18 protein-coding genes are annotated in these 19,058 nt (G+C 42.6%); 15 read left to right on the top strand and 3 right to left on the bottom strand.

All coding sequences use genetic code 11. The features are described from left to right. The first annotated feature begins 74 nt into the window (after positions 1-74). From N0824_RS02500 to N0824_RS02490, 3 genes are all read left to right on the top strand, one after another. On the top strand, positions 75-1,487 hold the full coding sequence (locus tag N0824_RS02500; protein ID WP_002787063.1) for a DNA methyltransferase: 1,413 nt from the start codon (positions 75-77) through the stop codon (positions 1,485-1,487). Continuing rightward, positions 1,460-2,458 carry a type II restriction endonuclease gene (locus N0824_RS02495; RefSeq protein WP_108935572.1) on the top strand — a complete coding sequence of 333 codons (999 nt, stop codon included), beginning with the start codon at positions 1,460-1,462 and terminating at the stop codon, positions 2,456-2,458. Before N0824_RS02500 ends, N0824_RS02495 begins: the two co-directional genes overlap by 28 nt. A 224-nt stretch (positions 2,459-2,682) precedes the next feature. Next, complete coding sequence (locus tag N0824_RS02490) at positions 2,683-3,051, top strand: STAS/SEC14 domain-containing protein (RefSeq protein ID WP_108935571.1); 369 nt, start codon at positions 2,683-2,685, stop codon at positions 3,049-3,051. A 413-nt stretch (positions 3,052-3,464) separates the two neighbouring features. On the opposite strand, the gene N0824_RS02485 is transcribed toward N0824_RS02490, so the two are convergent. Then, positions 3,465-4,406 carry a DUF1517 domain-containing protein gene (locus N0824_RS02485; protein ID WP_108935570.1) on the bottom strand — a complete coding sequence of 314 codons (942 nt, stop codon included), beginning with the start codon at positions 4,404-4,406 and terminating at the stop codon, positions 3,465-3,467. A gap of 182 nt (positions 4,407-4,588) precedes the next feature. Between N0824_RS02485 and N0824_RS02480 the strand changes: the two genes are divergently transcribed. Beyond that, the gene (locus tag N0824_RS02480; protein ID WP_108935569.1) at positions 4,589-5,848 is read left to right on the top strand and encodes a phosphopantothenoylcysteine decarboxylase; all 1,260 of its coding nucleotides are present in this window, start codon (positions 4,589-4,591) and stop codon (positions 5,846-5,848) included. A gap of 43 nt (positions 5,849-5,891) precedes the next feature. After that, a complete protein-coding gene (locus N0824_RS02475; RefSeq protein ID WP_108935568.1) occupies positions 5,892-6,191 on the top strand; it encodes a 2Fe-2S iron-sulfur cluster-binding protein in 300 nt (99 codons plus the stop codon). Positions 6,192-6,655: 464 nt separating this feature from the next. On the opposite strand, the gene psbQ is transcribed toward N0824_RS02475, so the two are convergent. Together psbQ and N0824_RS02465 are read right to left on the bottom strand one after the other, a co-directional pair. Then, on the bottom strand, positions 6,656-7,096 hold the full coding sequence (psbQ, locus tag N0824_RS02470) for a photosystem II protein PsbQ (protein ID WP_002737745.1): 441 nt from the start codon (positions 7,094-7,096) through the stop codon (positions 6,656-6,658). Between the two features lie 239 nt (positions 7,097-7,335). Further along, positions 7,336-8,466 carry an FAD-dependent oxidoreductase gene (locus tag N0824_RS02465; RefSeq protein WP_108935567.1) on the bottom strand — a complete coding sequence of 377 codons (1,131 nt, stop codon included), beginning with the start codon at positions 8,464-8,466 and terminating at the stop codon, positions 7,336-7,338. 219 nt (positions 8,467-8,685) lie between these two features. Between N0824_RS02465 and phaA the strand changes: the two genes are divergently transcribed. The 10 genes from phaA to N0824_RS02415 form a co-directional block, all read left to right on the top strand. Beyond that, a complete protein-coding gene (phaA, locus tag N0824_RS02460; protein WP_108935566.1) occupies positions 8,686-9,876 on the top strand; it encodes an acetyl-CoA acetyltransferase PhaA in 1,191 nt (396 codons plus the stop codon). Positions 9,877-9,888: 12 nt separating this feature from the next. Next, a complete protein-coding gene (gene phaB / locus N0824_RS02455) occupies positions 9,889-10,605 on the top strand; it encodes an acetoacetyl-CoA reductase PhaB (RefSeq protein ID WP_108935565.1) in 717 nt (238 codons plus the stop codon). Positions 10,606-10,723: 118 nt separating this feature from the next. Next, positions 10,724-10,999: a BrnT family toxin gene (locus N0824_RS02450; protein ID WP_108935564.1), complete on the top strand. Its 276-nt coding sequence runs from the start codon at positions 10,724-10,726 to the stop codon at positions 10,997-10,999. Then, complete coding sequence (locus N0824_RS02445; RefSeq protein ID WP_002784823.1) at positions 10,983-11,195, top strand: hypothetical protein; 213 nt, start codon at positions 10,983-10,985, stop codon at positions 11,193-11,195. Before N0824_RS02450 ends, N0824_RS02445 begins: the two co-directional genes overlap by 17 nt. 79 nt (positions 11,196-11,274) lie before the next feature. Next, the gene (gene phaE, locus N0824_RS02440) at positions 11,275-12,270 is read left to right on the top strand and encodes a class III poly(R)-hydroxyalkanoic acid synthase subunit PhaE (RefSeq protein ID WP_108935563.1); all 996 of its coding nucleotides are present in this window, start codon (positions 11,275-11,277) and stop codon (positions 12,268-12,270) included. A gap of 97 nt (positions 12,271-12,367) precedes the next feature. After that, the gene (locus tag N0824_RS02435) at positions 12,368-13,462 is read left to right on the top strand and encodes a class III poly(R)-hydroxyalkanoic acid synthase subunit PhaC (protein ID WP_072926777.1); all 1,095 of its coding nucleotides are present in this window, start codon (positions 12,368-12,370) and stop codon (positions 13,460-13,462) included. Between the two features lie 248 nt (positions 13,463-13,710). Then, positions 13,711-14,928: a geranylgeranyl reductase gene (gene chlP / locus N0824_RS02430; protein WP_002751549.1), complete on the top strand. Its 1,218-nt coding sequence runs from the start codon at positions 13,711-13,713 to the stop codon at positions 14,926-14,928. Between the two features lie 570 nt (positions 14,929-15,498). After that, the gene (locus N0824_RS02425) at positions 15,499-16,443 is read left to right on the top strand and encodes an isoaspartyl peptidase/L-asparaginase (RefSeq protein ID WP_108935562.1); all 945 of its coding nucleotides are present in this window, start codon (positions 15,499-15,501) and stop codon (positions 16,441-16,443) included. Between the two features lie 71 nt (positions 16,444-16,514). After that, on the top strand, positions 16,515-17,702 hold the full coding sequence (locus tag N0824_RS02420; RefSeq protein ID WP_108935561.1) for an FtsW/RodA/SpoVE family cell cycle protein: 1,188 nt from the start codon (positions 16,515-16,517) through the stop codon (positions 17,700-17,702). A gap of 254 nt (positions 17,703-17,956) precedes the next feature. Next, positions 17,957-19,058, top strand: a 1,102-nt coding sequence (locus tag N0824_RS02415) for an IS1634 family transposase (RefSeq protein WP_108935560.1), incomplete at its 3' end; no start/stop codon positions are given.

Here is a 19,058-nt window from a genome sequence, read left to right as displayed (position 1 = left end):
ACTGATTAAAATTACCCCTCAAATAAAGATAAACTCTGATAATTATTTTTCGGCAATTTCGCCGGTAAACCTAAATGATTAATAGTTCAGTTAATGTAGCAGAAAGATTGTTAGAAATCAACAATCTCGATCGAGAATTATTTAATTATTTTCAAGACAAATTACTTGATTCTGAGCAATTATCTCGTACTCTAGTGAGTTTTCAAGGTAATAAGAACCAACCAGTTTATCGCTGGTATAAGTATAAAGAGGGTTTTTCCGTTGATCTGATAGTTTATCTTCTAGAAAAATATGGTATCAAACAAGGAAAAATACTAGACCCTTTCGCCGGCAGCGGAACAACTTTGTTTGCGGCGGCAGCCAGGGGTTTATCAGCAGATGGAATAGAACTATTGCCGATTGGACAGGAATTAATTATTACTAGGCAAATTTTAGAAAATGGCTTAAATAGTGATGATATACATCGTCTAGAGTATTGGTCTAACCATAGCCTTTGGCAACAGGTAGATGACAAAGTTAAGTTATTAGAATTACCAATTACTCAAGGAGCATATCCCCAAGAAAATCAGGCTTGTATAGAAAGTTACTTAGGGTTGATTGCCCAAGAGAATGAGCGAGTGCAAGCGATCTTAAAATTTGCCTTACTTTCTATTCTCGAATCAATTAGCTATACTAGAAAAGATGGTCAATACCTCCGTTGGGATTATCGTTCTGGTAAACAACAGGGCAAAAATATATTTGACAAAGGAAAAATTTTAGACTTTAAAACTGCCCTACATAGCAAGTTACGAGAAATTCTCGCAGATTTAGAGCCTAGTCAGCAACAATTGGAACTTTTTTCTAGAGATTATCCTCGGGGAAAAATTCAACTATATCAAGGTTCTTGTCTTGAGATTTTGCCAGAGATTTCGTCAGAAAAATACGATTCTATTATTACTTCTCCTCCTTATTGTAATCGCTATGATTATACTCGTATCTACGCTTTGGAATTGGCTCTGTTGGGAATAGATCAACTACAATTAAAACAATTACGTCAACAAATGCTTAGCTGCACTGTTGAAAATAAACCCAAAGAGTTACTAAAAATCAATGAACATTGGTCGCCAGCCATTGCCATAACTGATCGTCAAAAATTATTAGAAAGTATCCTAGGTTATTTAGAGGAATTAAAATCAAGCAAGGCCTTAAATAACCATGGTATTCCTCGGATGATTAGGGGGTATTTTCTGGAAATGTCTTGTCTAATTTATGAATGCTTTCGGGTTATGAAATCCTCGGGTATTTTCTGTATGATTAATGATAACGTGCGCTATGCGGGGGCTAGTATTTCTGTAGATTTAATTTTGTCAAAAATTGCCGAAGAAATTGGATTTAAAGTAGAAAATATTTTAGTAGTTCCTCAGGGAAAAGGTAATAGTAGTCAGCAAATGGGATGTCATGGTAGAGAATCTTTAAGAAAATGTATTTATGTGTGGAGAAAGCCTTAATGGAAAAACCCTATCTCTTGCATTTAAACCAAAGTTGTGATTTGGAGACTACCTATGAAGCTATCCGTTCAGGATTTATTGCTCTAGCCTTAGAAAAAAATCAGAGAGCTACTCCTTTAATTGCAGAAGCAAGAACCTTAAAAATTATTGCCCAAACCGTAAACAATCCTAGAGAGTTACTAAACATCCCAGATATTCAAGCGGCTTTATTAACTGCATCGGGAATTTCTGATAAAGCTAAAAATTATTTACATCCCCAAGACAAGGTAGAAGCAATTCAAGAATTAATTGTCAATTTTCTGGAACCTGCGGGGACTAATTTTGTCGAGGAGTTAGTCTATAGATTTCTATTGATTCGGGGTGACACTTTAGGAGGAATCATGAGAAACGCGGGTGGCTCCTTAGCTCAAAGTAAATTTACTCGTTCTCTATTAGCAACTTTAAGAGTAGCAGGGATTGCTTATGATTGGCTCAATTCTAGTAATAATCAATGGAGAGAAGCTGAAGAAATGACACCTAATCTAGAAATCTTGGTTAGAGGTGTTAGCTGGTTAAATAACAGCCAACCAAGAACAATAATTTATAATGTCAATGTTCCCATTGTCAATAACAACAATATTGATTTGTGCCTTTTAAAATGTGATTCGACGCAATTAGCTAATCAAAAAATCAAAAAACAAACCTTACAATCTGCTGATTTATACATTGCTTTGGGAGAATTGAAAGGTGGGATTGATCCCGCAGGAGCAGATGAACATTGGAAAACTGCTCGTACTGCTTTGCAGAGAATTGATGATGCTTTCAGAAAAATATCTAAGCATCCTTATACTTTTTTTATCGGTGCTGCTATTGAAACAAAAATGGCCAGGGAAATTTATCAGCAATTAGAGACGAAAAAACTCACCAATGCCGCTAACTTAACCAATGATAATCAACTGGTTTCAATTATGCGTTGGCTATGCCATCTTTAACCTAGTTAACATCTAGAACATTACCCCTCAAATAAAGTCCAGTTGGGTTGGTTAGCAACGCATAAACCACCCAATTCTGATCAGATGGCAAGAAGAATTAACCAACCTAATCCTTGTGTCTTTGTGGTTATTCTCTGGGAGCGCTTGTTAATTTTCCCTCAATCTTGATCCTATTATTTGTGATAGCATATAGTTAGACTTCGACCATTTGGGAGAGGCAAACTATGATAGATTATAATTTAGACGCGGCGCATAGCATTCTCTATATGCGACCGACATCTGCACTGGCGGCGGAAGATTTCATCAAGATTGCGGAGGCAGTGGACCCCCACATTGAATCCACTGGTGGCCTTGCCGGCGTAATCATCGAAGTTCCTACGTTCACTGGTTGGGAGAGTTTTGGTGCCTTGGTCGCTCATTTCCGGCTGATACGCGACCATCACAAGTACGTCAGTAAAGTTGCAGTGGTGACTGATTCCACTCTGGTTAAACTGATTGAAAGTCTGGCTTCCCACTTTGTCGCCGCTGAAGTCAGGCAGTTCCCTTGGGGGGAAACTGAGGTAGCGAACCAATGGATCTTGGGCGGCTCCTGATTCCCTTGCAGTACAATAGACATTTCCAGAAATTAACCTCAATCTGGCCTAAATTTTGGAGATGTCTAATACCAAATCCGTTTTTAATATAGCGTTTCTGATTCACAAGAGGTACATTCCCGATCCTGAACAGCTTAATCAGCAAAGGTTTAAGTGTGCCGCACAGATGCGAGAACCGCTATAGTATGATTGACTGCCAAGTTATGAATTGTTTTTCGCTGCTCCCTGCTCTCCTATGCCTTTTAACAGGATTTAGGCATAATCGGTGGAGTTGTTAGGTTTCGTTCCGAGGGACTAAGCTATGAAACTCACCCCATCACCGGCCAATTGACTTTTTGCCGCAAACCCTAATCAAAAAATCTCCCCGTAACAAGGGAGATTTTAGCCAATATCTGGAGTTATTCCCCGACAAATTACACTAATTTCAGATCGGGATAATTGGCGAGAATGTCATCTTGACTGAGAATATCACCCTCGCTTTGGGGAGTCCAAATCACTTCTACCGCTAAAAGTCGATCGCCTCCCATACTACCAATTTGTTGCAGGGCCTGTTTCAAGTCTTGGGAATCATTAATTTTGGCTAGGGAAAATTTACCGACAATGCCAGCCAAAATAGTCACCAAAATATAGCCTTCCGGTGCGGTTTTAGCTAATTCTCCGGCCGATTCGGGTAAAATATTTTCTCTAGAACCTTGACGCAGTTGATTATTGTAATTAGTTAAGGTTTCCGCCGTTAGTTTACCGCGTTCGTTGAGAGACCACTGATTAAACTTCGCTTCTGCACTGCTCAGGCTGGTTTGTTGGCAATCGACGTTACCATAAACCCAGTATTCCGGATGACGCAACAGGGCGAGGGCCGATTCTTGTAAGACTTCGACTCGTCCCTCGGAGGTGCTAGTATCGACAGTTAGGGCGATTTGATTTAATTCTTTTTGCAGATAACGGGCATTAGCCAACAAACCCACCTGTACTTTAGCCACGGAGACGGTTTCATAACCGGATTCTATCGTCATACCGTTTTCATCACTGCCTCCACCACTACGGAAAGCATTAACGAGGAAATTGGCAATAGCAAAAAAGATTAACAGAGAAATTAAGCCACCGCCACCACCACCCCAAAAGAAGGGTAAAAGGAAGGGAAACCCAATACCTCCACCGTAACCCGGGGAACTGTAACCACCACCTCTAGAAGGACTAATACTGCGACTAGGGGCGCGAAAACTACCGCCACCCATTCTACCCCCCGATGCCGCCAAAGCACTGGGAATAGAACCGAAAATCAGCGTTGTCACTAATCCTAGAACCAATAATGGCTTGGCAAGCGATCGAACTTTAGTTAAAATTTTGTCAATCATAAGAACACCGAAGCAACCCTTTATTTACTAGCATAACCAGTTTCTCCCTCAGAGATAGACAAATCCCGAATAGGGATAACCGAATCAGTTATCAGTGATCAGTTATCAGTGATCAGATTTGAGTTTTCAGTTCACTGTTTACTGTTTACTGATCACTGACAAAACCCCCAACCCCCAAATTTATGACTTGGAATTTCTCCTCTCCCACGGATTCACCCTTAGGCGATCGCGAAGTACCCTTAGAAAATCATCATCTCTGGGGTAAACGGATTGCTTTACTGGTAACGGGAGGGATTGCGGCCATGAAAGCGCCACTAATTGCCCGATCTTTGCGGAAATTCGGGGCTACAGTCGTGGCTTTTGTCTCGGAAGAAGCTTTAAGATACGTCACTAAGGAAGCTTTGGAATGGAGTACGGTTAATCCCGTAATTAGTCAATTAACGGCAAAAGCAGAACATTTAAGCGATCAATCTCCCTTTGATCTTTATTTAGTCGCTCCCGCTACCTATAACACGATTAATAAGTTTCGTTACGGAATTGCTGACGGAGTGATCACTTCATGCTTGGCCTCAGCCTTGGGACGACAGGAAAAGGGGAAAACTAAAATTCTGCTTGTCCCCACCATGCACGGCAGTTTACATAATGCTATTCTGAGCGAATCTTTGCAAACGCTTGATCGCTGGGGAGTTGAGATTATGCCACCCCGGGATGATTACGGTAAACACAATCTCCCCGGGGAAAAAGAGATTACCGTGGCAGCCTGTGGGATTCTCAGTAATTCTGTCCTGAAAAATATGCCGATTTTAGTCACTGGTGGACCCACACCCGTGATTATCGATAATATTCGTCGTTTAACCAATCGTTTTACTGGACAGTTAGGGGTCGCTATCACAGAAGAATTATACCTGCGCGGGGCCAAGGTGCAGTTAATCCACGGACGGGGCAGCTATACACCCCCCGCTTATTTACCCCACGAAATTATTGAAACTTATGACGAGTATCTAGGGAAGGTGATGGGAGAATTAGAGAGTAAAGATTATCAATTTGGGATTTTCTCGGCGGCAGTGGCAGATTATCGCTTAGAAAAACCTTTTTCTGGTAAGATTCCCAGTGGAGGGCAGTTAAATCTTAATTTTGTGCCGACGGAAAAAGTGATTGACAAGGTGAGAGAAAATTTTCCCGATTTAGAGATGGTGACTTTCAAGTATCAGGAGGGAGTTAGTCAGGAGGAGTTACTGGAAATCGCCCGTAAACGCCTAGAAAAGGGCTATCAGGCGGTCATTGCTAATAGGGGTGAGGAAAAGGGCGATCACGGGGAACAGGTGGCTTATTTGGTCACAAAAGCGGCATTGAGGAAATTTATCGGTAAAAAAGCGATCGCTATTGGCATCGCCGAATATTTAGAAGAGGGAGCCAAAAATGTTACAATCAAAAAAATTTAATATTTTTTAATATTAATTTGCAAAAATTTAGGGTAACACAGTCATGGGTAACATCAACTTCGTCAAAGAGAATAAGATCGTGGTAGCGGCAGATGGAGCGAATTTACGAGAGAAAGCAATCCAGAATGGCGTTGATATCTACACTTTTAGCGGTAAATTGATGAATTGTGGCGGTTACGGCCAGTGTGGTACTTGTATAGTGGCAATTGTCGAGGGTATGGAAAATCTCTCGGCCAGAACCGACTTTGAACAGCGCTGTCTGAAGAAAAAACCCGAAAATTATCGTTTAGCCTGTCAAACCATGGTTAATGGCCCCATCAGCGTCCAAACTAAACCAAAATAGTATTTATCAGGAGTCAGGAGACAGGAGTTTATTTTTATTTATTCTTCCCACTTCATAATCCATAATTCCCACTCCCTTCTCCCCGCTGCCTGTTCCCTAAAACCAGAGACTTCGTACCTCACTATTAAGATAAGTGCGATCACTGTGTTTTTGAGTATATTTTTCCTGTCCCTACTCCTACAATAAACACGAACCCGAAGAAAAATTTACCCGTACCCCCTACCCCAAAAGAAAAATTTTTTTCTGGAAGGTTTTTCAGCATTAGGGTTTGATGATTTGAGTGCAAGCTTGATCATTTTAACCAATATCATGCTTTGCCCTTGCGGAGGGTTAAAATTTGCTGCTGCTATAAATAAGGAAAAAAGTTTTTGTGTGCTTCTCTGTGACAACAATCTCTAGGCAAAAAGCCGGAGATTTTTTTAAAAGCTGATAACTGATCACTGATAACTGATCACTGATAAAAACTAACTAGGAACAATATTTAAGAAAGCATCGAAGTCTTTTAATGCTTCTTGGAATTGATTAGCAGCGAGACTAGCATCTTTTTCTTTAGCTGCCGCATCGATACGTTCAAAGTGAACGAAAAGATTTTTCGCTAACTGCTTGGCTTTTTCTTGGTCTTTGGGCAGTAAATTACGCGATAATCCTACCATTTCCTGACGCAATTGCCCCAAAGGACCGTGGATATAGGTGCGAGTATCTACCCAATTTTTGTCAGCGATGAGGTCTTGCAAAACGCTCATTTTTTGGCGAAATCCTTCTATGGGTTGGATGTAAACCTGTAACTGTTCGATTTTTTGCGGACTGTAAACGGTGGGGATAGTTGCTTGGGGACCACTGCAGCTAACCAGCAGGGTAGTAACTAGGACTAAAACTAGGGAAATAATCGAGCGAAGACGTGGCATTGGTTTATATGTACTATTTAACAAACTATTGACGTTTTCTCCCAATAACCGGTCAAGCTATCGGGACGATTTTTACTTTATCAGGTTGTGGGATTCCCAAATCAGATTTTACTCCCAACGGCCTTGACAGTAACTTGGTGCTATTGGACGATAATCAGCAATTTTGCCTCTGATCCCCCCTTAATCCCCCCTTGATAAGGGGGGTGTCTGATAATTTTTAACACCTACCTACTTATTGATTACAGCTTAAACTGTTTCATAAAAGCTCGATCAATCCGATCTTTCCATAACCATAATAACGGTGATTGCCAGCCAAAACCGCCCCAAGATGCGATCGCTTTTTGGTCTCCCGTCCCGATTAAACTCAGATAATTTTTCTGAGGAAAATAGGTTTTTAGAGGCTGATTTTGCAGAATTCTGACTAAATTATCGAACAGGGGTTTTCCTTGTCGGACGGCAAAAACTCCCGCTTTCGGACGGGGATAATCTGGAATCGTGGCAATATCTCCCACGGCAAAAATATGGGGATGGGAAAGAGATTGCAGATAATTATTCACTAAAATAAACCCTTTTTCATCTGTCAGTAATCCTGACGCTTTAATCCAACTAGGGGACGAGGCAGTCGTTACCCAAATTGTATAATCTGTGGGCAAAACTAACCCCGATGAACAGATAATCTGATCTGCTTGCACTGCCGTCACATCCGTTGATAAATATAATCTAATTCCCCTTTGTTTAAAAATATTCTCTAAACGTTCACCGACCCAATTATTATGGGCTGGTAGGAGTTTTTTTCCTCGATGAATTAGAGATAAATTCAAATTACCGCTAGAGTTGAGAATTTTGACCAAACGGGACTGCATATTTAAAGCTAATTCGACTCCGCCCGCGCCACCACCAACAATGACGATATTTAGAGTATTATTAGGGTTACTAACCGCTTTTTTGAGTATTTCTTGCCATCCTTCCCGAAAAATCGGTACTGGTTTGGCAGGGATAGCGTACTCTTTAGCACCGATAACATTATCCACTGCCGGAATGCTGCCGATATCGATCGAGAGATAATCAAAGGGAATCGGTGAAGAATTATGACAAATTACTTGACATTTTTTCGTATCTATGTTTATAGCTTTAGCTAAACAGAATTGTGCTTGAGAATACCTAGCTAGAGAAGGTAAATCGATATGAGTCTCGGCAAAATCATAAAAACCAGCGATGTGGCCGGGTAACATTCCCGAATAGGGGGTATGGGTGACATCGCTAATTAAAGTTAATTGAACGTTTTTTAGGGGTGATTGCCCCCAAAGACGAAGGGCGATCGCATGACTATGACCACCACCGATAAAAACCAGGCGCTTCACTAAATCCATAAAAAAAAGGGATTGCTGCCGGAAAAGTTAAATTCTAATGAATATATGTTCTGACACAGAAATTCTGTTGCAAGATCGAGGGTAGATAGACAAAAACTCAAGGCATCGGGGCCAGGAACTTTTAACCAATGACAGTAAATTGGGATTTTGATCTTTTCGGACTCGATATTCTTAAGCAAATTCTATCTAGTATCTTCGCTTCCCAATAGAGAGAAGTCTATGCAAGAAGTTTATATCGTGGCCGCTGTCCGGACTCCAATTGGTCGTTTTGGTGGGGGATTAATGGGATTATCCCCGGCCGATTTAGGGGCAACAGTGATGAAATCCGCCCTAGAAATCGCTAATTTGCCTCCAGAAGCCCTAGATTTGTACATTTTCGGCAATGTTTTGGGATCGGGTCATGGTCAGTTAATTCCCCGGCAAGCGGCGATTAAAGCGGGAATTCCCGTAAGTGTGGACGGATATCGGGTAGATATGGTTTGTTCTTCGGGAATGATTGCCGTTAGTAACGCTGCCACCTCAATTCGCGCTGGAGAAGCGGATCTCATCCTCGCCGGTGGCATCGAATCCATGTCCCAAACTGGCTTTTTTCTCTCCCATCGGGCCCGGTGGGGTTATAAATTCCTCATGGGGGCACCAGAACAATTAACCGACTTATTACTGCACGATGGCTTAACCGATGCTACCACGACTGAGGGCATGGGTTCCCAAGTCGATCGCCTCTGTCTCGATCGCGGTGTCTCTCGGCAAGCATTAGATGAAATTGCCGCTTTATCCCACCAAAGAGCGGCCACAGCCACAGAAAAAGGCTGGTTTAATGGTGAAATCGTGCCAATTGAGCTTAAATCTAAGAAAGGTTCCACAATTATCGCTCAAGATGAGGGTATTCGTTCCGATAGTACCCCGGAAGGTTTAGGAAAACTGCGGCCGGCTTTTAATCCGTCGGGAGTTTTAACCGCAGGGAATAGTAGTCAGATTTCCGATGGGGCCGCCGCTATCCTTTTAGCCAGTCAAAAAGCTGTGGATCAGTACGGTTTAAAACCAATTGCCAAAATCCTTGGCGGTGCTGTGGGTGCTGGAAAAACCGATCGCTTCCCAGAATTCCCCGTCCTCGCGGTGAAAAAATTACTGGCATCTCTAAATAAAACGATCGAAGATTTCGATTTAGTGGAAAATAACGAAGCTTTTGCCTTAAATAATCTGCTTTTTGAGATGGATCTGGGGTTAGCGAGGGAAAAACAAAACGTTCACGGTGGTGCGATCGCCTTGGGTCATCCCATCGGTGCTTCCGGTGCGCGGATTCTGGTGACGTTAATTAACGCCTTGAAAGTACAGGATAAAACCCTCGGTATGGGGGCCATCTGTCATGGGACCGGTGGCGGAACAGCGATCGCAATTGAAAGAGTTTAGGAGGAAAAAGCTATGGTATCTCTGGGACTAGAGGAGAAAGTTATCGTCGTTACCGGCGGAAATCGAGGCATTGGGGCGGCTATTGTCTCTCTTTTGATAGAATTGGGAGCCAAGGTGGCCTACACGGATTTAGCCACCGATAATCCCCAGGGTTTAGGCATTGTCGCCGACGTAACTAAGTTGGAATCCATGGAAGCGGCAGCTCAACAAATTGAAGCGGAATTGGGGCCGGTGTACGGCATCGTCGCTAACGCGGGGATTACCAGAGATAACTTTTTCCCTAAATTAACGCCGCTAGATTGGGATTTAGTGATTAATGTCAACTTAAAAGGGGTTAATCACACGATTAAACCGTTTATTGAGGGAATGTATGAACGACAAGCGGGATCGATCGTTTGTATTAGTTCTATTTCTGGTGATCGCGGTAATGCCGGCCAAACTAATTATGCGGCCACAAAAGCGGCAGTTATCGGTTTAGTCAAATCCTTAGCGCGAGAAGCTGCCCGTTATAATATTCGCGCCAATGCGATTGCACCGGGGTTTATTAACACGGAAATGACTTTAGCGATTCCCGATAAAGTTCGCGATAAAATCACTGCCGAAATTCCCTGTCGTCGCTTCGGTGAACCCGCAGATATCGCCTGGGCAACTGCCTATTTACTCTCTCCTGTTGCCAGCAGTTATGTCTCTGGAGAAGTCCTCAGAGTTAATGGGGCCCATCACACCTAATCAGTTATCAGTTATCAGTTATCAGTTATCAGTGGGTAAGTTATCAGTTATCTAATTCAAAGATGGAAAATGTGTTTGTTATTGTCCCTGCTAAGTTGCTTGATAGTGGCATAAATCTATGAAATTTCAATGGGATCAAGACAAGGCAAATAACAACATCAAAAAACATAGTATATCTTTTGAAGAAGCAGTGACCGTATTTGGGGATCCATTGGCCGTGACGATTTTCGATCCCGATCATTCAGTGGGTGAGTTTCGTTTTCTGACGATAGGACAGTCAAAATCACAAAAGCTGTTAGTCATATCTCATACAGAAAGAGAAAATGAGATTCGCTTAATTAGCGCCCGTTTAGCTAGTAAACAGGAGAGAAAAAATTATGAATCAGGAGTCTGAAGAAACGGTTAATGACGAGATGCGGACTGAATATGACTTTTCTGGTGGTATTCGTGGCAAATATTATCAAGCTTATCGACAGGCTAGTAATGTGATAATTCTCGATCCCGATGTGGCGGAAATTTTTCAAGATTCAGCCTCAGTCAATGAAGCGTTAAGATTACTAGCAAAAATTGCCAAGTCTGGAAAAATATGACTTATCAGTTATCAGTTATCGGGTGTAGGGTGGGTTAGTAAACTAGCGAAATCAGCGTTAAAGGAAAAGGGCAAAAATAATGGATAAACCGACACAAGCTTGGAGTGAGATGGCCGCCGATTACGTCAATCTTTGGACAGAAACCGGGGCAAAAATGTGGTCAAGTTGGTTTGATATGATGGGGGCGATACCGACTCCTATGGGCAATATTAAACCAGAATTGCAAGAGGCAACCCAGCGCTATTTTGATAATCGGGATTTATTGATCAAATTCCTAAAATTATCGGTGGAAGCTTGGGAAAGTATCTTTCCGAAAATGCAAACAGGAGAAGACTGGCAAACAATTTTAAATAATTATGCCCAACAGATGCGGGGTCAACTGAATAGTTTTACTACTACCACTTCCCAAAGTAGTCAAGATGTCAGTCAACTATGGACAATTTACCTGCAACAATTGCAAAGTCTCAATCATTTATGGTTCGATCCTTTGGTGCTGTCAAATGACACAACAACCAAAGCTTGGTTAGGTAATACTTCTTCTTTGATCGAACTCAATAATATCTATTGGCAGAAGTTTTATGATGAAACTTTTGGCCAATGGTTACAGATGCCTTTATTGGGATTGCCGCGAGAATTTAACCGCAAATTACTCGATAGTTTTGAAACTTGGCGCGTTCTTTATCAAGCTAGTATTAACTATCAAATTGTGCTGGCTGATATTCAAGTTAAATCCTTTGAAGCCTTAACTAAAAAATTAGTTTTCCTAGCAGAAAAAGGTCAACCTGTCAAGAATTGGCGAGAATTTCAAGATGTGTGGAGTGTAGTCGCCGATGATATTTTTGAAAAGGCTTTTTGTCAACCAGAAAACCTAAAAGTAAGGGGTAAATTTATTAATTCCCTCAATGATTATCGCCTCAAACAGCAGGATTTAATGGAAATTTACCTGCGATCAATGAATTTGCCTACCCGCAGCGAAGTCGATGAAATTCATCGGACTATCTATGAATTACGCAAAGAGGTAAAAAGTCTCAAAAAAGCTTTAGGAGAAAAACAAGCAGTAGAAAGTAATAATTAGTTAATTGTGCTTGACAATCAGTTATCAGTTATCAGTTATCAGTTATCAGTTATCAGTTATAATTCCCACTTCCCCACTTTTCTAGGAGAATTAAATTATGTGGCCATTTTTGACGCAAGTGAAACTGGAAGACTTTACCCAAGATTATCTAGAATTAACTCAGAAAAATCTCAAAGGTTTGGACAATCTCAAACGAGTTAAAGAAGAAGATATTCAGTGTGGAGTCTCAGAAAAAGAAGCAGTTTATCGGGAAGATAAAATCATTCTCTACCACTTTAAACCCGTGGTCGAAAAACCCTTCGAGATTCCCTTGTTGATGGTATATGCTTTGGTTAATCGTCCCTACATGGTAGATTTACAGGAAGGGCGTTCTTTAGTGGCCAATCTGCTGAAATTAGGCTTAGATATCTACTTAATTGATTGGGGATATCCCACCAGAAGCGATCGCTGGTTAACCCTTGATGATTATATCAATGGTTATGTGGATAATTGCGTCGATTTTATTCGTCAAAGTCATCATCTCGACAAAATTAATCTGTTAGGAATCTGTCAGGGAGGAACCTTTAGTTTATGCTATAGTTCCCTCTATCCCGATAAGGTAAAAAATCTGGTAACAATGGTGACACCAGTGGACTTTTATCAAACCGAGACCCTCTTAAATATGCGGGGGGGGTGTTCCTTGGGTTCCGAAGCATTAGACATCGATTTAATGGTAGATACTATGGGCAATATCCCGGGAGATTTTCTCAACTTAGAATTTCTGGAATTGAAACCTTTGCAGTTAGGTTATCAGAAATACCTCGATTTTCCTGACATCATGGAAGACGAATCAAAATTAGTTAATTTTCTGCGTATGGAAAAATGGATTTTTGATAGTCCTGACCAAGCAGGAGAATCCTACCGACAGTTTCTCAAGGATTTCTATCAGCAAAATAAACTGATTAAAGGGGAAGTGATGTTAGGAGATAAACGGGTAGATTTACACAATCTGACTATGCCAATTCTCAATCTTTACGCGGATAAAGATCACCTTGTGCCTCCCGCTTCTTCCCTCGCTTTAGGGAATTATATCGGTACTTCTGACTATACCGCTTGTGCCTTCCCCGTCGGACATATCGGAATGTATGTCAGTGGCAAAGTGCAACGGGATTTACCCCCCGCTATTACTGATTGGTTGAAAGCAAGAGGTTAACAATCCTCGCAGCTATCCCCTTTTCCAATTTGGGAGAGGGGTTTAGCACTTTTTTTCCCTATCGGTGTAACACAATACAACACATCGACTAAAAAAAATCTACAGGCAGTAAAATAAACTTTTGTAACAGAGGATGTTAAGCACTGTTGCAAGATCGGGCAGAATCGGAGGATATCGTTCCTTTCAGCTAAACCCCTGTGGTACACTGCAAAGCGTACTCGCTCGTAAGTATGTAGGAGAAAACCTGAGTGTTAAGAGTCGCTGTTGTGGGTTCAGGGCCGGCCGGTTCTTCGGCGGCAGAAACATTAGCTAAAGCAGGCATTGAAACCTATTTATTTGAACGCAAATTAGATAATGCTAAACCCTGTGGTGGAGCGATTCCTCTCTGTATGGTGAGCGAATTTGACCTACCTCCTGAAATTATCGATCGCCGGGTGAGAAAAATGAAAATGATCTCCCCCTCTAACGTCGAAGTCGATATTAATCTCGATAATCAAGACGAATATATCGGTATGTGTCGTCGGGAAGTCCTCGACGGTTTTATGAGAGAACGCGCCCATAAATTAGGAGCGCATTTAATCAACGGAACCGTTTACGGTCTCGACATTCCCACCAATAGCACCGATCCCTATACCCTACACTACGCCGATCACTCCCACGGCAATTCCCAAGGGGAAATGAAATCTCTGAAGGTGGATATGGTTATCGGCGCCGACGGTGCTAATTCTCGCATTGCCAAAGCTATTGATGCCGGGGATTACAACTATGCGATCGCTTTCCAAGAACGCATCCGTCTTCCCCAAGATAAAATGGCCTACTACGAAGATCTGGCCGAAATGTATGTAGGAAAAGACGTATCCCCCGACTTCTACGCTTGGGTATTCCCCAAATACGATCACGTCGCCGTCGGTACTGGCACAATGAAGGTCAATAAAGCCATGATTAAAGACCTACAAGCTGGTATTCGCGCTCGCGCAGCCCGTCGTCTGGAAGGGGGCGAAATCATCCGCGTGGAGGCTCACCCCATCCCCGAACATCCCCGTCCTCGTCGTGTAGTTGGTCGCGTGGCCCTCGTAGGCGATGCTGCGGGAACAGTTACGAAGTCTTCGGGAGAAGGTATCTATTTCGCCGCTAAATCAGCGCGGATGTGTGCCGAAACCATTGTCGAAGTCACCAACGGCGGCCAACGTATTCCCACAGAGGACGAGTTAAAACTCTACCTCAAGCGTTGGGACAAGAAATACGGTATGACCTATCTGGTATTAGATATTCTGCAACGGGTTTTCTACCGTACCGATGCCACCCGGGAAGCTTTTGTGGAAATGTGTTCCGATAAGGACGTACAGAAGATGACTTTTGACAGTTATCTCTATAAAACCGTTGTTCCCGCTAATCCTCTCGTACAGATGAAGATTACCGCTAAAACCATCGGTTCTCTCCTGCGCGGTAACGCTTTAGCCCCTTAAAATCAATTCATAACCAGAAAACCCAATCTCCGGCGGTGGTTGGGTTTTCTTTTGGGTTGTCCCTTCCTGTCTTCTCTAATTCAAACAAAAATGTCGAAAAAATATTTGATACTAAATCCGCTGAGTATAGGCTACATATCAGTAGAGGCACTCCTGCAAGGGGAGTGACTGTTAAATTATGACAGATGTATTAGCAGCTGCGTGTAAGCATCTCACCGAAAAACTAATGCGCGGGGGGTTTGGGGGCGGCGCCACGCCCCCAACGGGGGGTTTGGGGGGTTCTACCCCCCAAAGGCTTGGATTGAGAGATAAAATCGGCAGTAATACGGTCATCCGTTGAGTATGGACTACATATCAAGAGAGGCACTCAGGCAAAACGGAGAATAAATAATCAGTTTTTAATAACTGGATTTAGTATGATAAGCTGTTAAGCAATTTAAATGCGCGGGCAGCTGACAGTACAGTTTATGCCCTTTTGTTAAAGGGGAAGTCAAGATATATGGTGTAAATGCGCTACTATTTAATGGTAAAGCCGTCCTCAAGAGACGGGGTTTCGGACTCAATTTTTCGATGACCAGAGTAAATCCGAAGTTAATTATTCATGGGGGAGCGAGTTCCCTAGAGGACAAAGGTGGTTTAGAATCAGTGCGCGATTCTCTCCGGGGAATTGTTAAGAATATTTACAACCTCCTTGACAATGGTGCTAGTGCTGTGGATGCGGTAACAAAAGGATGTATGTTACTGGAGGATGAACCGCGATTTAATGCCGGGACCGGTTCGGTGGTGCAATCGGACGGTCAGGTGCGAATGAGTGCAGCCTTGATGGATGGTCGTCACCAGCGTTTAAGCGGTGTCATTAACGTCTCGCGGGTACAGAATCCCATTAGCCTGGCCCAATTTCTCCAAAGTCAAGAGGATCGCATTCTCTCGGAAATTGGGGCTGCAGATCTGGCCCGAGAATTACAAATTCCCCTCTATGATCCCCTAACCGATTATCGGATTCAAGAATGGATGGAAGAAAGAAAGACGAACTTTAATCGCAAAATGGCCCGTTTATTCGCCGACTCCTCAGCGCGACGGGGAACTATCGGGGTAGTAGCTCTTGATCAACAAGGAGACATCGCCGCCGGAACTTCTACCGGAGGTAAGGGATTAGAAAGAATCGGTCGCGTTAGTGACAGTGCCATGCCGGCCGGCAATTATGCCAATCCATGGGCCGGAGTAAGTTGTACGGGGGTCGGGGAAGATATTATCGATGAGTGTTTAGCCGCTAAGGTGGTCATTCGCGTCACCGATGGTTTTTCCCTCGCCGCTGCCGTGGAGAAATCGATGCACGAATCCCAAACTAATGGTCGGGATCTGGGCATGATTTCCCTTGATCGTCAGGGTAATATTGTTTGGGGGAAAACGGCGGAAATTCTCTTGGCTGCCTATCACGACGGTCAGGCGATCGGTGATACCCTAGAATGGCACGGTGAAAATGCGGGTTTAATCGGTCATGTCGCCGTCGGATAGTGGAACAAACCGCGATCGAGCCTAGTCTTCTCGGTTAATCTCTGCAAGATACTTCTTCTCGAAAAATCTCCGTGTGGCAATATATTATTCCTATTTTTGACCCCGATGTGAAAAACTGGTCAGCCGAAGCGCGATTATTGCGCTGGATGACTTTTTTGTGGCTGCTAGTCGGGTTAGTGGTGCTTTTTTCCGCTTCCTACGCTCTGGCTGACAGTCGCTTCGATAACGGACTATACTATTTTATCCGCCAATTAATCTGGCTCTGGATTGGCTTAATTGGCTTTAATTTCCTGGTGCGATTGCCGATCGAGAAACTCCTCAAAATCGCACCCTGGATGATTTTATTAGTTTTAGGATTAATTTTGATCACTCTCATCCCCGGTTTGGGAGCTAATATCAATGGTGCCACCCGTTGGATTAAAATCGGGCCGATTCTCTTGCAACCGTCGGAATTTATGAAACCGTTTCTTGTCCTGCAAGGAGCGGCGGTTTTCGGTGGTTGGCCGCGTTTAAATGTCAATCAACGGTTAACTTGGATCGCCATTTTTGGGCTAATTCTAGCCGGCATCCTCTTACAACCTAACTTGAGTACCACTGCTCTGTGTGGTATAACTCTCTGGCTGATCGCTCTTGCCTCCGGTCTGCCTTTATCCTACATGACCAGCAGTGCTTTACTGGGTGTAACTATGGCCGTGGTTAGTGTTACTTTCCGCGAATACCAGAGAAAACGGATTTTATCTTTCCTAGACCCCTGGCAGGATCCCCGGGGTGATGGTTATCAATTAGTGCAGAGTTTACTGGCGATCGGTTCTGGCGGAACCACCGGCAGCGGTTACGGTTTATCCCAACAAAAATTATTTTATCTACCCTTCCCAGATACGGATTTTATTTTCGCTGTCTTTGGCGAGGAATTCGGTTTTATTGGCGGTATTTTACTGTTAATCATGCTATTTCTCTACGCCACTCTCGCCCTGATCGTGGCGGTTAAATGTCGTCATCGCATCAAAAAATTAGTGGCGATCGGGGCGATGGTTATTTTAATCGGTCAATCCCTGTTAAATATCGGTGTGGCAACCGGTTCTTTACCCACTACGGGCCTACCTTTCCCCCTCTTTAGTTATGGCGGCAGTTCCAGTTTAGCCAGTCTCTTTTTAGCCGCCCTCTTAATCCGGGTGGCTAGGGAAGAAAATGACCCCGATCCAGTTCCCACCAATAAAAAAAGTCCTCAGAAAACTGTCTCGGTTTTCAGTCATCAGTGATGGGTTGGGAATTATGAATTATGAATTATGAAGTGGGGTGTAGGGAAGGAAACCTCTTTCATCTGTGGGGGTGAAAATTTTTTCATCGGGACTGACTCCTTATACCTGAACTTCCCCCCATACATATATACCATAATAACCGAAAACCCTTATCCATCAATGGATGCACCCCCTTAACTTTTCTTAATGTACCCATGTAATTTGTAACATTTTTTAATGGACAAGAATTCTCTCCATTTGCTAAAATTATAGCCATGTATATAGAAAAAGTTCCTAACCGTAATTCCCCCCCCGCTGTTCTTCTTCGAGAATCCTATCGAGAAGGAGATCAAGTCAAAAAAAGAACCCTGGCCAACCTCTCAAAATTACCCGATGATATTATCAACAATCTAAAACTGGCTCTTAAAGGGGCAACACTGTCCATGAATGAAGGCATTCCCAATCATTTTGAAGTGATTAGAAGTCTTCCTCATGGTCATGTAATGGCTATTTTAGAGACGATTAAAAAATTGGGTTTAGATAAAATAATCAGTGAAAAATCCTCACGAATCAGAAACTTAGTGGTGGCGATGATTGTGGCAAGAATCATCAATCCTAAATCGAAACTAGCCACAGCGAGAGGGTTTAATAGTGAGACTGGCAGTCAGAGTTTAGGACAATTGTTAGACTTAGAAAAAGCCGATGAAGAGGAATTATATAACGCCTTAGATTGGTTATTAGAAAAACAAGAGAAAATTGAGAAACACCTAGCACTTAAACACTTAGAATCAGGCACATTAGTCTTGTATGATGTCACTTCTACTTACCTAGAAGGCAATGGTTGTGAACTGGAAAAATATAGTTATAATCGAGATAAAAAGAAAGGGGAAACTCAGATAGTTTTTGGTTTGTTATGTTCAGCTAAGGGTTGTCCGATAGCATTAGAAGTATTTGAAGGAAACACCTCAGAAGGTGCTACTTTAAGCGGACAAATTGAGAAAGTCAGAAAGGGTTGGGGGATTGAGAATGTTGTCTGGGTAAGTGATAGAGGAATTTTAACTAACTCGAAAATCAAGGAATTAGTAAAACCGATAGAAGGATTAGACTATATTACTGGTTTAACTAAGCCTCAAATTCGGAAACTGGCTGAGGTAGAAGTGATTCAATTAGGATTATTTGATCAGGTAAACTTGGTGGAATTTGAGAGCGAAGATTATCCCGACGAAAGATTAATTGCTTGTCGGAATCCCTTCATTGCCCAGAAAAATCAACAACAAAGAGAGGCATTATTAGAGGCAACAGAGAAGGAACTAGATTTGATTGTTCAGGCGACTCAAAGGGAGAAAAGAGCTTTAAAGGGTCAAGATAAGATAGCTT

The organism is Microcystis sp. 0824 (assembly GCF_003112475.1).
GTDB lineage: Bacteria > Cyanobacteriota > Cyanobacteriia > Cyanobacteriales > Microcystaceae > Microcystis > Microcystis aeruginosa_C.
The sequence above is the reverse complement of the archived record's forward strand: the minus strand, read 5'-3'. Positions and strand labels throughout refer to the sequence as shown.